The organism is Streptomyces sp. NPDC020731, assembly GCF_044334705.1.
In the GTDB taxonomy this organism is placed as follows: Bacteria; Actinomycetota; Actinomycetes; order Streptomycetales; family Streptomycetaceae; genus Streptomyces.
Map to the genome: position 1 here is coordinate 15,034 of NZ_JBIRTN010000019.1, position 14,479 is coordinate 29,512.

At 73.2% G+C, this 14,479-nt stretch carries 14 protein-coding genes; 7 read left to right on the forward strand and 7 right to left on the reverse strand.

What is annotated here, in order from left to right; translation table 11 throughout:
- Window positions 1–23: 23 nt before the first annotated feature.
- On the forward strand, window positions 24–650 hold the full coding sequence (locus ACH4VX_RS26775) for a peptidoglycan-binding protein (protein WP_398370758.1): 627 nt from the start codon (window positions 24–26) through the stop codon (window positions 648–650).
- 8 nt (window positions 651–658) lie between these two features.
- Here the strand turns inward: ACH4VX_RS26775 and ACH4VX_RS26780 are convergent, their stop codons facing one another.
- From ACH4VX_RS26780 to ACH4VX_RS26790, 3 genes are all read right to left on the reverse strand, one after another.
- A complete protein-coding gene (locus ACH4VX_RS26780) occupies window positions 659–3,055 on the reverse strand; it encodes a SpoIIE family protein phosphatase (protein WP_398370759.1) in 2,397 nt (798 codons plus the stop codon).
- A gap of 113 nt (window positions 3,056–3,168) precedes the next feature.
- The gene (locus ACH4VX_RS26785; protein WP_398370761.1) at window positions 3,169–3,543 is read right to left on the reverse strand and encodes a hypothetical protein; all 375 of its coding nucleotides are present in this window, start codon (window positions 3,541–3,543) and stop codon (window positions 3,169–3,171) included.
- A 291-nt stretch (window positions 3,544–3,834) separates the two neighbouring features.
- Entirely contained in the window at window positions 3,835–4,752 is a 918-nt protein-coding gene (locus ACH4VX_RS26790) for a MurR/RpiR family transcriptional regulator (protein ID WP_398370762.1), read from the reverse strand.
- Window positions 4,753–4,923: 171 nt separating this feature from the next.
- On the opposite strand from ACH4VX_RS26790, the gene ACH4VX_RS26795 reads away from it, so the two are divergent.
- Window positions 4,924–5,085: a hypothetical protein gene (locus ACH4VX_RS26795; protein WP_398370764.1), complete on the forward strand. Its 162-nt coding sequence runs from the start codon at window positions 4,924–4,926 to the stop codon at window positions 5,083–5,085.
- A 235-nt stretch (window positions 5,086–5,320) separates the two neighbouring features.
- Window positions 5,321–5,734, forward strand: coding sequence for a DUF3662 domain-containing protein (locus ACH4VX_RS26800; protein ID WP_398370765.1), 414 nt, complete (start codon window positions 5,321–5,323; stop codon window positions 5,732–5,734).
- Window positions 5,735–5,802: 68 nt separating this feature from the next.
- Here ACH4VX_RS26800 and ACH4VX_RS26805 read toward each other — a convergent pair whose 3' ends face one another.
- Entirely contained in the window at window positions 5,803–6,312 is a 510-nt protein-coding gene (locus ACH4VX_RS26805) for a GNAT family N-acetyltransferase (protein WP_398370767.1), read from the reverse strand.
- 16 nt (window positions 6,313–6,328) lie between these two features.
- Window positions 6,329–6,991 carry a nucleoside/nucleotide kinase family protein gene (locus ACH4VX_RS26810; protein ID WP_398370768.1) on the reverse strand — a complete coding sequence of 221 codons (663 nt, stop codon included), beginning with the start codon at window positions 6,989–6,991 and terminating at the stop codon, window positions 6,329–6,331.
- Window positions 6,992–7,084: 93 nt separating this feature from the next.
- On the opposite strand from ACH4VX_RS26810, the gene ACH4VX_RS26815 reads away from it, so the two are divergent.
- From ACH4VX_RS26815 to ACH4VX_RS26830, 4 genes are all read left to right on the forward strand, one after another.
- Window positions 7,085–7,822 carry a beta-phosphoglucomutase family hydrolase gene (locus tag ACH4VX_RS26815; RefSeq protein WP_398370769.1) on the forward strand — a complete coding sequence of 246 codons (738 nt, stop codon included), beginning with the start codon at window positions 7,085–7,087 and terminating at the stop codon, window positions 7,820–7,822.
- Window positions 7,819–10,173: a glycoside hydrolase family 65 protein gene (locus tag ACH4VX_RS26820; RefSeq protein ID WP_398370771.1), complete on the forward strand. Its 2,355-nt coding sequence runs from the start codon at window positions 7,819–7,821 to the stop codon at window positions 10,171–10,173. The genes ACH4VX_RS26815 and ACH4VX_RS26820 overlap by 4 nt, the downstream gene beginning before the upstream one ends.
- A gap of 168 nt (window positions 10,174–10,341) precedes the next feature.
- On the forward strand, window positions 10,342–11,853 hold the full coding sequence (locus tag ACH4VX_RS26825) for a hypothetical protein (protein WP_398370773.1): 1,512 nt from the start codon (window positions 10,342–10,344) through the stop codon (window positions 11,851–11,853).
- Window positions 11,854–12,037: 184 nt separating this feature from the next.
- A complete protein-coding gene (locus ACH4VX_RS26830; RefSeq protein WP_398370774.1) occupies window positions 12,038–12,526 on the forward strand; it encodes a DUF5709 domain-containing protein in 489 nt (162 codons plus the stop codon).
- Window positions 12,527–12,609: 83 nt separating this feature from the next.
- Here the strand turns inward: ACH4VX_RS26830 and ACH4VX_RS26835 are convergent, their stop codons facing one another.
- Both ACH4VX_RS26835 and ACH4VX_RS26840 read right to left on the reverse strand, forming a co-directional pair.
- Window positions 12,610–12,816 (reverse strand): hypothetical protein, encoded by a 207-nt coding sequence (locus ACH4VX_RS26835; RefSeq protein WP_398370776.1) that lies wholly within the window; start codon window positions 12,814–12,816, stop codon window positions 12,610–12,612.
- Window positions 12,817–13,001: 185 nt separating this feature from the next.
- Window positions 13,002–14,207, reverse strand: a complete 1,206-nt coding sequence (locus ACH4VX_RS26840) for a glycoside hydrolase family 64 protein (RefSeq protein ID WP_398370778.1) — start codon at window positions 14,205–14,207, stop codon at window positions 13,002–13,004.
- Window positions 14,208–14,479 lie beyond the last annotated feature (272 nt).

A 14,479-nucleotide genomic window follows, 5' to 3' on the forward strand; every position in this document is an offset into this window, starting at 1 on the left:
GCGCGGCACGGAAGGAGAGCGACGTGACGACACCGCCCGGGCCGGGACGGCCGCACGACGGACCGCCCCTCGAACCCGTCCGCGTCCTGCGCCCGCGCCGCACCGACGCGCTCGCGGAGCTGTTCCGGGAGTTCGAGCGGGAGGAGCGGGGCGGGTACGAGTCGGTTCCGCTGCCCCGGCCGCCGCACGGGTCCGAGGACCGGACACAGGAGCTCCCGCCCGTACCCGCGGCCCGGCACACCTCCGGGATCCGCCGTACGGCCCTGGCACTCGCCGTGGCCGCCGCCGCGGTGGCGGGCTTCGGCGGCGCGCTCCTGCTCGCGGAACACGGCGCCGAAACCCGCGCGGCACCGGACCCGCGTCCGTCCACGACCGCCCCCTCCACCCCGGCCCCGCCTGCCGCCCCCACCGGGCGGGGATTCCTCCACGAGGGCGACTCGGGCCCCGAGGTGACCGAACTCCAGGAGCGGCTGCTGCGCATCCCGGACGTCTACCGGTCCGGCACCGCCGACGGCCGCTACGACGCCACCCTCTCCGCCGCCGTCGCCCGCTTCCAGCTCTGGTACGGCATCCAGGGCGACGAGACCGGCGTCTACGGTGACGACACCCGCCTCGCGCTGGAGTCCCGCACCGGCCGGTCGGGCACCTGACCCGGTGGCTACGGCTCCTTCGGCACCCGGATGTCCAGCACGCACACGTCGTCGCGGCGCTCGTCCTCCAGCATCGCCTCCAGCAGCGTTCCCAGGGACCCGGTCTCGTCGCCGGGGTGGGCCGCCACGGCCTCGGCGAGACGCCCGAGGCCCACGTCGATGTTCTCCGGGGGCCGCTCCACCAGACCGTCGGTGTACAGCAGCACCCGGTCGCCCGGTTCGAGACGGCACTCGGCCTCCTCGAAACGCGGCGCGGTGGCTCCGCCGAGCAGCATGCCACTGGGCCGGCGCAGATACGTCACCTCGCCGTCGCGCAGCAGCAGGGGCGGGGTGTGTCCCGCCTGCGCCCAGACCAGGCGCCGCTGCGCCGGCCGGTAACGGGCGAGCACCATGGTCGCGGTGCCGTGGCTGTCCCGGGAGTGCAGCAGCAGGGTGTTGAGCCGGGCGAGCGCACCGGTCAGCGAGGACCCGGTGATGACCATGCCCTTGGCGGTGAACCGCAGCTGGGCCATGGTGGCCACGGCGCCGATCCCGTGCCCGGCGACATCGCCGACGACGAACAGGGCGTCGCCGTCGGGCAGTTCGATGGCACTGAACCAGTCGCCGCCGACGTGTATGCCGGCCTGGGCGGGAAGGTAGGCGACCTCGACGCGCAGTCCGGCCAGGTTCACCTCCCGTTCGGGCAGCGGCAGCAGGGCGTTCTGCAGCCGGGCGACCAGGGTCCGTTCGGCCTGGAGCACGTCGTGCTGGGTGAGGATGGCCCGCTCGGTCTCCACCAGGGCGAGCTCGGCCCGCCGCCGCGCGGTCAGGTCCTGCACGAAGCCGTGCACCTCGACGGGCGTGCCGTGCAGGTCGGCCACCGCCTCGGCGACGAGCCGCAGATGCCGGACGCCGTGTGTGCCGCGGACCCGGAACTGGATGTCCAACGGCAGCGCCTCGTGGGCCAGGGCGTCGACGGCGTGGCTCAGCGCGGACCGGTCCTCGGGCACCGCGAGTGCGGGGAGGCCGACGAGCCGGACGGGCCCGTCCGCGGGGTCCCGGCCGAGGATCGCGAAGACCTGTGACGACCAGGACGCCTCGGACCTGGCCAGGTTCCAGTTGGCCCAGCCGAGGTTGCCCAGCCGCTGCAGGTCGGCGAGCCGCTGCTCCTGCCGGTCGGAGGAGGCGTGCCGGACCCAGGTGACGACCAGCGCGTCCGCCGGCCGGGTCACCCGTACGGAGTACGTGGCCAGCTCGGTGACGCCGTCCACGACCTCCTGATGGGCGAACGGCTCGCTCTCGTACGTTCCTCCGTGGGCCAAGGTGTCCAGGCAGCCCTGCCACACCGGGGTGTCCGCCAGGTCGGGCCGCACCTCCCGCAGCCGCCGTCCGGCCGGATCGCCTCCGGTGCCGCCCAGGACGTCGGCCGTCCGGGCCGTCACGGCGTCGATCCGGAAGTCCTCGATCCCTCCGGACGGACCGCGCAGCGGGGTCAGCATCATGGCCGCGACCGGCAGCGCCGCGAAGAGCGCCCGTACGGCGTCCGGGAGCGGGGCGGCCACGGGCTCGGACGGGGTGGTGAACGTACGCATCCGGCCGGCGCAGAGCCGGACCACCCCGCGCAGATGGGCGCGGTCGCGCGGGGTGAAGGGGCCGGAGCGCCCGCGCAGCACACCGACGCAGACCTCGGGGCCGTCCCCGCCGGGCAGCGGCAGCCAGGCGCGGGACCGCCATCGCCCGGGCGGGTCGCCGATCAGCAGGTACCGCGTGCTGTCCTCGGCGAAGTCCTCCAGCCAGAGAGGTTCACCGGCTTCGAGCGCGTCCAGCACGGCGATCCCGCTGAAGGGGGGCACCTGACGCCACCGGGCGGCCAGCTGTTCGTCGACCCCGGAGTGCCCGAGCAGTTCGAGGCCACCGCCGGAGCGCCGGGCGTAGATCATGACCGAGTCCGCGGCCAGGTCCTGCCCGAGGTGTTCCAGCAGGCACCGGGCCAGTTCCTGGGGTGTGCCGGTGTGCACGAGGACCCGGGCGAGGCGGCTCAGGGCGTCGGCGACGTCGTCGGGAGCCGGGGGCGCCGCCGGCGGGTCGGCCTCGGGCAGGCCGGCCGTCGCGTCCCCGGTGTCCTCGACCGGCCGTGCGGGCGGCTCGCCGGACCGGGCGGGCACCAGTTCCCCCAGGGTGATCCAGCACTCCTCCAGCAGGGTGCGGCGGGCCGCCTTGGCGCGCTGGAGCAGGGTCTCGCCGGCGGCGTCGGCGGAGCAGCCGCTCAGCGCCATCACCACGCCCTTGGCCCGCTCCACGACGGTCGATGTCACGGCCTGTTCGCGCAGCCGGTCCATCTCGGCCCGCTGCCGGGCGACGACCTTGGCCAGTTCCACCAGGTCGGGTGCGGCTCCGGGCTCCACCGGGACAATGGGCTCCCTCATCACGCGATGAGCATCGCACACCTCTCCCGGTTCGTTGACCGGCTCGTTCGCCCGGAATCCGCGGACGGCCCGGACCAGGGGGGCGTGACGTGCGCACCCGGTGGGGACCGCGGTCAGCGGCCGGGCCCGGCCAGGGCCTGGGCGACCGCCCGCACACTGCGGGCGATGTGCTGGAGCTGCGTGACCTCGGCCGCGTAGAGCTTGATCGTGTGCTCGATGACCCCCTCGTGCAGTCCGGCCCGGGGCAGGTCGGCCCGGGCGGTCTGCAGGGCGGTGCGGGCCACCCGGATCTCGTGCTCGACCTGGATCTGGGCGTGCCGGGCCAGCAGGACGGGGTGCCGGACGAACGCCGGGTAGCTCGCGTAGCGCGCGGGCACCAGCTCGCGCAGCCACTTGACCGCCGAGCGCTCCCAGTCGTAGCTGCCGGGGGTCTTGACCTGGCAGGGCCAGTCGGGACCGAGTCGCGTGGTCGTCAAGGGCATGATCATCGCTTCCGGGTGTACGGCGTCGCGTGGGTGGACGACGGAGTGGGGCGGCCCCGGCCCAGGGGACGACCGGGGCCGCCACGAGTGGCCGGGCAGGGGAGGCCCGGCCGAACACCCCGGCCGCCGGAGCGGGTAGGAGCCGGTGACTTCGGGTGTTCGTGCAGGCGCCCGGTGCTGAGCGGCCGGGCGTGATCCGTGAGCAGTATTTATATATGCCATCTGGTTTGCAAGACGTATGAAAACATTCATGCGCGCTTTGATGGGGACGTTTCCCGTGGGGTGACTCCGGCGGGGTCAGTCCCTGAGGAAGAAATGATGTTCGTCGGCGACGTGCTCGTACTCGTCGAGCCGGGCCTGCGTCCGCTCCGGGTCCGCGTCCGTCATGGCCTGCAGCAGCGCCGCGCACATCACGCCCGGAGCGGCGTAGGAGTCGAACACCAGCCGTGACCCGGTGCCGGTGGCGAAGGTGACGTCGGCCTCGTCCACGATCGGGCCCAGCGCCAGGTCGGTGATCAGCGCGACCTTCAGCCCGGCGCTGCGGGCGACCCGCACCGCGGTCAGGGTCTCCTGGGCGTGCCGCGGCATGGAGAACGCCAGCACCCAGGTGCCGCCCGCTTCCCGCGACTGCAGCAGCGCGTCGTAGGCCACGCTGCCGCCCAGCGTCACGAGCCGTACGTCCGGGTGGACACGGCGGGCGGCGTAGGCGAAGTACTCGGCCAGGGAGACGGAGATGCGCAGGCCGAGGACGGTGAGCGGGGCGGAGGCGGACAGCCGGCGGCCGACCTCGATGAACCGGTCGGCGTCGGCGAAGTCCCGCCGCAGGTTCTCCAGGTTCTCGATCTCGGCGTCCACCGCCGCCTGCAGCTCGTTGCCCCGGATCTCCTCGGCGGGACCGCCGGAGCGGGCGCCCAGCGTGATCGACTGGAGCTTCTCCCGCAGCGCGGGGTAACCGCTGAAGCCGACCGCCGAGGCGAACCGGGTCACCGAGGGCTGGCTCACCCCGGCCCGGTCCGCGAGATCCGTGATCGACAGGAACGCCGCCTCGGCGATGTGCTCGATCAGGTACTGGGCGATGCGCCGCTGGCCGGGGGAGAGCCGGGGCCGGTCGAACAACGTGCGGAGCTGGGCCGTCGGGGACACCTCCGGGTCCTGTCCCGCCTTCCCCGAGGTGATCGCGGATGCCTGTGCGCGTGCCTGTTGCGGCGATCGCACCGGGGCGCCTCCTTCGTCTCCCACGAGGGTTCAACATAGCCCACCCACCGTGGTGACCAGGCTGCCCACCGGAGCACACCGGACCGCTCCACCGGGGATATCCGCGCCTCCCGTGGGAACCCGACGGCACAGTGAAGCGGAAACCCCATGACACACCAGGAGCCACCGGACATGACCGTCCCCGAGGAGAACCGGCCGAAGACCCGGGACACCGATGACGTCGTCGAGCGGCAGGACGACAACGAGGCGCGCACCCGGGGCGGCACCGGCCGCACGATGCGCGAGGCACTGGAGGAGGCCGAGATAGAGCCCGACGACTTCCAGGAGCGCTAGGAGATGTCGTCTGGATCTTGCCGAGCCGGGCGGGGTCCGGCACGCACCTCCGCGGCGTTGCCGTCGGTCCTCGACGCCCCGCGTCGACTCCCTCCTCCGCCTCGCGTCCGCACGCACCGGACCCCGCCCGGCTCGGCTGTGAGGCGCCGTCGCCCGAAGCCGGCCTGATCCAGACGACACCCCCTGGACCACCCACCGTCCCCCGCCCTCGACCACGTTTCAAGCAGGTGAAAGCATGAGCGCCCTGAGCGCACTGGAAGACGCCCTGGAAAACCGATGGGAAGCGCTGTGGGCGCGGCTGTTCGGCCGGGAGCCGGTCGAACTCGTCGACGCCCTGCGGCGCGAGTGCGACAGCCACGCCGTGGTGTGCCGGGCGGGCCGGGTGATGGTCCCCAACGCCTACGACGTGGAACTCGCCGAACCCGTGCACGAGGAACTGACCCGCCGCGGCAGTCGCGTGGGACAGGCTCTCACCGACCGGCTGGCCCGGCACGCGGCGCGCCACGGCTACGAATGGGCGGGCCCGCTCGCCGTGCACGTCCGCCGGTCCTCCGAGGTCCCCAACGGCCGCTACCGCGTGGCGAGCAGCGTCATGCCGCACGTGAGCGCGGACGCCTTCCAGCGCGCGGGGCAGCCGACGCCCGGCTGACGGCGCGGGTCGGCGCCGGTGGACCGTGATCGAGTGACCGACGTCGTCGACCGGACGGCTGCTCCCGATCAGCTCGGCCGGTCGGAGGTCACCACGGCCGGGGCCCGCATGGCGAGTTCCTCCAGCGGGGCACCGGTCAGCCGGCACACCGTCCACTCCTCCAACAGCTCCGCGCCGAGCGACCTGTAGAACGCGATCGCCGGTTCGTTCCAGTCCAGCACCACCCACTCGAAGCGCTCGAAACCGTTCTCCCGGCAGATCGCCGCGAGGGCGGCCAGCAGGGCCTTCCCGTGTCCGGCACCGCGAGTGCCGGGGCGGACGTAGAGGTCCTCCAGATGCATCCCGCGCGTGCCGGTCCAGGTCGAGAAGCGCGGGAACCACAACGCGAACCCCGCGATGCCGCCGGTGCCGTCGTCCTCGGCGACCAGGACGGACGCGGCGGGATGCTCGCCGAACAGGGCCGCGCGCAACTGCTCCTCCGTGGCGCGGGCCTGCTCGGCGGCCTTCTCGTAGGCGGCGAGTTCGCGGATCATCGCGCGGATCTCGGGGACATCGTCGACGGTGGCTTCTCTGATCACGGGACGAGAGCCTGCGTCACCGGGCCGTACCCCGTCCAGCCGGTTCCGGCGGGTGGACCACCAGATCGGCCCTGTCCCGCGTCGCTGCGACCAGTTCGGCGTTGCGCCGGTCGCTGCGCCCGGCCCACGCCACCGCCTCCTCGTGGCTCTTGCCGAACTCCTCGTGCCGGGCGATCAGCCGCCGCGACCGCTCCTCCTCGTCCAGGACGCAGAACCACACCTCGTCGAGCTGCGGCCGGACCCGCGCCCAGGCACCGGTGTCCAGCAGCAGGTAGTTGCCCTCCGTCACCACCAGCCGGGCCGCCGGCGGTACCGGGAGCGCGCCCGCGACCGGCTGCTCCAGCACCCGCTCGAAGCCGGGGGCGTACACGACATCGTCGTACGCCTCCTCGCGCAGCCGCCGCAGCAGTGCCGCGTATCCGGCCGCGTCGAAGGTGTCCGGGGCGCCCTTGCGGTCCCGGCGGCCGAGACGGTCCAGTTCGGCGTCGGCGAGATGGAAGCCGTCCATCGGGACATGTACGGCCCACGGCTCCCCGGGGCCGTTCAGCTCCCGCACCAGCCTCCCGGCGAGCGTGGACTTTCCCGCGCCCGGGCTGCCCGCGATGCCGAGGATCGCACGCCGGCCGCCTCGCGGGAGGGCACGGGCACGGCGGAGGAGGTCGTCGAAGGTCGGTGCCACACAGAAGAGTGTGGCACCGGGGAAGCAGGTGTCCTGCCGCCATGTGGCCCGCGCCACTCACTGTTCGGCGCCGTAGGGGGAACGGTGTCCTCTATGACGGATCTGGGTCTGCCCGATGACATCCTCGCCTGCCTCTTCGATCTCGACGGCGTCGTCACGAAGACGGCCGTCGTCCACGCGGCCGCCTGGAGGGAGATGTTCGACGACTTCCTCCGCGAACGGGACGGCGACGCCCTCCGGCCCTTCACCGACGCCGACTACGACGAGTACGTCGACGGACGCCCGCGCGCCGACGGCGTCCGCACCTTCCTCGCCTCCCGCGGCATCGAACTGCCCGAGGGCGAACCCGGCGACCCGCCCGACGCCCGCACCGTGCACGGCCTCGGCAACCGCAAGAACGAGCTGCTGCTGGCGAAGATCCGCACCGACGGCGTGGAGCCCTACGACGGCACCCTGCGCTACCTCGAGGCGGTCCGCGCCCGCGGACTGCGCACCGCGATCGTCTCCTCCAGTGCCAACTGCCGTGACGTACTGCGGTCGATCGGTGCCGAGGACCTCTTCGACGTCCGCATCGACGGCGTGGTCGCCGCCGAGCGCGGCCTGCCCGGGAAGCCGAAGCCCGACACCTTCCTCGCCGCCGCGGCGGACCTCGGCGTCGAGCCGTCCCGGGCCGCCGTGTTCGAGGACGCGCTGGCCGGCATGGACGCGGGCCGCGCCGGGCACTTCGGTTACGTCGTCGGCGTGGACCGGGTGGGCCGGGCCGACGCGCTGTACGCGCACGGCGCCGACCGGGTCGTGACGGACCTGGCCCACCTGGGAGGTGACGAGTGATCACCCAGCGGGCGTACGCCGTCGAGCCGTGGACCGTGCGCGAACGCAGCCTGGACCTCGACGTCCTGGCGCAGAGCGAGTCCGTGTTCGCGCTGTCCAACGGCCATGTCGGCTGGCGCGGCAACCTCGACGAGGGCGAACCGCACGGCCTGCCCGGCTCCTACCTCAACGGCGTCCACGAACTGCACCCGCTGCCCTACGCCGAAGCCGGCTACGGCTACCCGGAGTCGGGCCAGACGGTCATCAACGTCACCAACGGCAAGGTGATCCGGCTGCTGGTCGACGACGAGCCGTTCGACCTGCGCTACGGGCGGCTCGTCGGCCACGAGCGGACCCTGGACCTGCGCCGGGGCGTCCTCGAGCGGGTCTGCGAATGGACCTCCCCGGCCGGCTCCACGGTCCGGGTGCGCTCCACCCGTCTGGTCTCCCTCACCCAGCGGGCCGTCGCCGCCGTCGCCTACGAGGTCGAGCCCGTCGACAGCCGCACCCGCGTGGTGGTGCAGTCCGAACTGGTCGCCAACGAGAGCCTGCCCGGACCGGACGACGACCCGCGTGCCGCCCGCGCCCTGAAGTCCCCGCTGGAACCGGAGGAGGACCTCGCCAAGGACCACCGGCTGCGCCTGGTGCACCGCACCCGGCGCAGCGGCCTGAGAGTCGCCGTGGCCGCCGACCACGTCGTCGACGGCCCCGCACGCACCACCACCGGCTGCGAGAGCAACGTGGACGTGGCCCGGCTGACCGTCACCTCCGTCCTGGAGCCGGGGCAGCGGCTGCGGGTGGAGAAACTCGTCGCCCACGGCTGGTCCGGCGCCCGCTCCCGGCCCGCCATGAGCGACCAGGTGGAGGCGGCGCTGGCGGCCGCCGCGCACAGCGGCTGGCAGGGCCTCCTCGACGAACAGCGGGCCTACCTGGACGACTTCTGGGCCCGCGCCGACGTCGAGGTCGACGGCGACGAGGAGATCCAGCAGGCCGTCCGCTTCGCCCTCTTCCACGTCCTGCAGGCCGGGGCCCGCGCCGAACGGCGCGCGATACCCGCCAAGGGGCTGACCGGCTCCGGCTACGACGGCCACGCCTTCTGGGACACCGAGGTGTTCGTGCTGCCCCTGCTGATCTGCACCGCGCCGGACGCCGCCGCCGAGGCGCTGCGCTGGCGGCAGACCACCCTGCCCGTCGCCCGCGAGCGCGCCACCCAACTCGGTCTGCGCGGGGCCGCGTTCCCCTGGCGCACCATCGAGGGCTCGGAGGGCTCCGCCTACTGGCCGGCCGGCACCGCCGCCTTCCACGTCAACGCCGACATCGCCGACGCCGTGGTGCGTTACGTCCAGGCCACCGGTGACGAACGCTTCGAACGCGACACCGGCGTGGAGCTGCTGGTGGAGACCGCCCGCCTCTGGCGCTCCCTCGGCCACCACGACGACCGGGGCGTCTTCCACATCGACGGCGTCACCGGACCGGACGAGTACAGCGCCGTCGCCGACGACAACACGTACACCAACCTCATGGCCCGGGCGAACCTGCTGGCCGCCGCCGACGCCTGCAAGCGCCACCCCGACGTCGCGGCGGACCTCGGCGTCGACGAGGAGGAGAGCGCCGGCTGGCGGGACGCCGCCGAAGCCGTGAACGTCCCCTACAACGACGCGCTCGGCGTGCACGAACAGCACGCGGGCTTCACCCGCTACCAGCGCTGGGACTTCGCCGGCACCCGCGCCGACCAGTACCCGCTGATGCTGCACTTCCCCTACTTCGACCTCTACCGCAAGCAGGTGATCAAACAGGCGGACCTGGTGCTGGCGATGCACACCTGCGCCGCCTTCTTCGACGAGGTCTTCGACGAGGATCAGATCGCCCGCAACTTCGCCTACTACGAGCCGCTGACCGTACGGGACTCCTCGCTGTCGGCCTGCGTCCAGGCCGTCCTCGCCGCCCGCACCGGCCACCTGGACCTGGCCCACGCCTACACCGCCGAGGCCGCCCTCATGGACCTCGCGGACCTGGAGCACAACACCCGGGACGGACTGCACATCGCCTCCCTGGCCGGCACCTGGACGGCCCTGGTCGCCGGGTTCGGCGGCATGCGCTGGGACGACGGCAGCCTCCGGTTCGCCCCGCGGCTGCCGTCGAGACTGCGCCGCCTGGCCTTCACCCTGCGGTTCCTCGGCCGGTGCCTGCGCGTGGAGGTCACCGCGGACCGGGCGACGTACACGCTGCGGTCCGGACCGCCGCTGACCATCCGCCACCACGGAACCGAGCTGACCGTGCGCGAGGGCACCCCCGTCGGGCGTCCCGTCCCGCTGCCCAGGCCCCGCCCGGCGCCCGAGCAGCCCCCGCACCGGGGCCCGCACACGCGCTGACCGGCGGCGGGCCCCGGGGCGGGTGGCCGTATCCCGTCCTGCGGGCCCGCCGCCCGCGGGTTAAGTTGTCGGAGATCTCCGGAACGCCGGTTTCCTGGAACCCGTCCTTCAGAGCGCAGGGCCCGTGGAACCCGGGACCCGATGACACGCGGGAATGAGGGACGGACGATGACCGACGGCACCGGGGCCCTGCTCACCGGCACACGGCGGCGCGAGCAGCGGGGCGGGCCGGGTCCCTCACCGCGCGGCGGCACCCGCCCGCTCGCGGTGCTCGCCGCCGTCTTCACCCTCGCCCAACTCGCGCTGGTCCGCCCCGTGCTGGGCCTCGGCTGGGACGAGATCGTCTACACCAGCCAGGTCACCTCCCACCACCCGGCCGCCTTCTTCAGCGCACCCCGCTCCCGGGGCGTCTCCTTACTGGTGGCGCCCGTCGCGTCCTGGTCGGAGTCCACCGCCCTGCTGCGCGTCTACCTCGCCCTCCTCTCCGGCCTCGCCCTCCACCTGGCCCTGTGCTCCTGGCGCGGCCTGTTCCCCACCCGGGTCCTGGTCACCGCCGGCGCCTTCTTCGCCTCCTTGTGGGTCACGCTCTTCTACGGTCCCCAGGCCATGCCCAACTACTGGGTCGCCGTCGGCGCGCTGACCGTGGTCGGCTGCTTCCTGCGCCACCGCGCGGACCCCTCGTCCGGTGGCCCCCTGGGGGGAGTCGTGGCGGGGGCCGCGCTCATGGCCTGGATGCGGCCCACCGACGCCGTCTGGGTGACGGCCCCGCTCCTCGTCCTCGCCCTGGCCGGCCGGCACCGACGGTCACTGCTCGCCCTCGCCGGCGGCCTGCTGGCGGGAGCGGTCCCCTGGGTGGTCGAGGCGTACACCGCCTTCGGCGGTCTGCGGGAGCGGCTCGCCGAGGCCTCCCGCATCCAGGGCGGGCTCGGCCTGGACATCGCCGTCGACGACCAGTTGCGCAGCCTGGGCGGACGCGCCCTGTGCCGTCCGTGCACGGGCTCGATGCCCCACCCGGTGATCACCCTGTGGTGGTTCGTCCTGCCGCTGCTCGCCGTCCTCGGACTGATCGTCGCCGTACGGGCCCGCCGTGCCCTGCGCACCGCGGTGCCGCTGGCCTGTGCAACGACCGCCGCCCTGCCGTACCTGTTCATGATCGGGTACGCGGCACCCCGCTTCCTCCAGCCCGCCTACGCCCTGCTCGCGATCCCGGTCGCCGACGCGCTGTGGTATCTGGTCACGGCACCGCGCGGAAAGTGGCGGCCGGCCGCCAGGACTCTGGTCGCACTCGGTCTGGCCGGTCATCTCGCGGTGCAGCTGACCGTCCTCGTGCTCACCGTGGACCGCAACGTCGACAGCCGCCGGGACTGGGCCCGCACCGCCGACGACCTGCACCGGCTCGGTGTCCGCCCGCCCTGTCTGATCACCGGCCACGAGGCGATCCCCATCGGTTACTACACCGGCTGCTCCTCCGGCGCGACCGCCGGGAACAACGAGAACACCACGGCCGAGGAGATCCTGCGGACCGCGGGCCGCGTCCCGGTCGCCGCCCTCACCGGGCCCGGTGGCACACCGCCCGGGTACGCCCGCTCCTGGCCCGTCCACCGGCTCGGTGACCTCGAGGCCCGTATCGCCCCGGCGCCCGTCCCCGGCGCTTCGACGGGTCTCCCGCGCACCCGGTAGCGGAGGTTCTGCCGGCCTCCACGACTTCACGGGGGCGGCCCGGATCCTGCCGGTCGTGCCGGGCCACGGCGGCTGAGCCCGCGCAACCCGTGCTCGGTGAGGAACGGTTAGAGACCGCCTGACGGGAAACGCGGATCTGACACCCGGGACGAACGAGCCGACGCAGCGTGACAGGGAGGAAGACATGGGCACCGAGCCGATGGGGGACGACGCGTACCAGCCCACCGGGAGCAACGAGGAGCAGGAGGACGCCGCGCCGCTCGACATGCAGGACGCCGTCGACGAACGGACCTACGACGACACTCTCGACGAGGGCTACTCCCCGCCGGAGAAACCGCTCGGCGTGACCAAGTACGGCACCACGGCCTCGGAGCAGCACGAGGGGGAGACCCTCGACCAGCGGCTGGCCCAGGAGGTGCCGGACGCGTCCGTGCCCGCCGGCGACGAGGTGGGCGACCTCCCCGGCGGCGAGGGCGAGCCGGTCGACCCGGAAGCGGGCACCGGCCGCGCCGGACGCCTGGTCGCCCCGGACGAGGGCGCCCACCCCGACACCACGAAGGAGTCCGTCGCCGAGGACGTCGGCATCGACGCGGGGGCGGCCGGCGCGGAGGAGGCCGCGATGCACGTCGTGGAGGACGGGGCGGCGCTCCCGGAGGACCGGGACGGAACCTGACCCCGGCACGGCGCCGCCGGCCCGGTGCACGATCACACCGGGCCGGCGGCGCCGTCCTGTTCCGCGAGCGGGTGCACGCGGGTTCAGGGCAGCATCTTGTCCAGGGCGGCGGGCCCCTCCTCGTCCAGCTTCCGCCTGGCCCACTCGAGGTTGTGCGGGGTGAGGTCCTTGCCCGAGGCGAGGACAAGGTCTTCCGGCGACACATCGGTGCCGGTGCGGGCGTGGAGCAGGCTGTCCGGGGTGGCGCGGTCCTCGGGCTGCGGGGACGCGTCGGGCTGGGACGTCGACATCTTCTGGCTCCTCGGGTCCGGATCGCTGGAACGGCCCCGGTGCTGTCATCGGGTCCGACACCCACCATTCAACGCGGGAGCCCGCCGTGCATCCGGAACGCTCGCGGCACCGCGGTGAAGGGCCGCTCCTCCTTGGGGGCCGGGGTACCTTCCCCGGCCCGCGGGAAACCTGCTCCGCGAGCCGCCTAGAAGGCCGTGAGCGTCAGCCGCAGGCCCGTGGGGGCCGTGTCCTGGATGTACGAGGCGAAGTCGGCCACGTCGTCGAAGGCGAAGCCGTACGCCTTGCCGTCCTCGGTGGCCGTGTGAACGGCCTTGGAGTAGTGGTTGGTGAGCTCGGTCCGGTAGAAGACCGAGGCGTCGGCCGTCGGCTGGTCGGGGTGGCTGAGCAGCGTCGAGCGGTTGAAGCCGGCGCCCAGCACGGCGGCGACCGGGCCGGTCGTGCCGTCGTTGGGGGCGGCGAGGGCGCCGTCGCAGAAGAGGACGTCCCGGGTGGAGGGCTTGCCGAAGGAGACCTGGGCGGGCCCGTCGAAGGTGAACCTCTCGCCGCGCACCCGGCCGGTGAAGGTGCCGGCGTTGGTGGTGACCTCGAGGTCCCGGCCGGTGTAGGTGCTCCACACCTCGTCGATGTACGGGGCGAGGTAGTCCTTGGCGAACAGACCGGCGTCCAGACCGTGGCCGGGGGCGATGATCCGGGTGTCGTCCACGACGAGCCGGGAGAACGCCTCCACCTGCTTGACGGCGGCGAACGCGGCCGCGCGGCCGCCCTCGCGCACGGCGCCCGTGGTCTGGTCCTTGGAGCCGGTGAGCCGGATGCCCATCGGCACGCTGAACATGTCGACCATGGTCGTGTTGCAGAACATGCCCGAGGAGTTGTACGTGAACTCGGCACAATCGTGCAGCACGCCGTAGTTGGGGTCGGAGGTGACCCAGCCGGCCGGGTACTGCAGCGCCGCGTTGCCGTTGCCGTCCGTGACGACCTTGAACTTGAGCTTCGCGCCGAGGGACACGTAGATCCGGCCGGACATGTACGGCAGGGACAGCCTGGTCTCCCCGCTGCCGGCCAGACCGATCGCGTAGTCGGTGAAGCCGTCGGGGCCGTTGTCGGAGGCGGCGACCGGGGCGACGGTGCCCTCCGGGGTGACCCGGACCTGACGGCCGTCCACGTTGCCCACGATGTAGAGGTGCACGTTCGCGTTGCCGAAGGAACCGCTGTTGTTGACGATCGTCAGCGGCAGGGCCCCCGCCGCTGCCGTGCCGGCCTTCCGCTCACCGGACTGGTCCGCGAGGGCGTGCGGAGCGATCGCCGCCGCCGCGGGAATGGCCACGGCGGCTCCGCCGAGGGCGAAGAGGACCTTGCGACGGCCGAGGTTGCGCTGATGACGGGGAGTCATGTGGGGGATCTCCAGGAGTACTCGTGCGGATTCCTGACCGCGCCGACCGGCCGACGTGGGGGAGGAGAACTGCAGAGAGCGCTCTCAGGACGGTACGTCGGGACCGGCGCGCGACATTGATGCTAGGTACGGTCGTGGCCCCCGCCAACGGTCCGACTTGTCCTCTGCGCCGCGTTGACCTGCGGTTGCTTGAAGAAACGGCGAAGATCCGACGATCGCTTAACCGACCTTTAAGGGCTGCTTAAGCCGGTCGGGCCCGATGGCTACGGAGC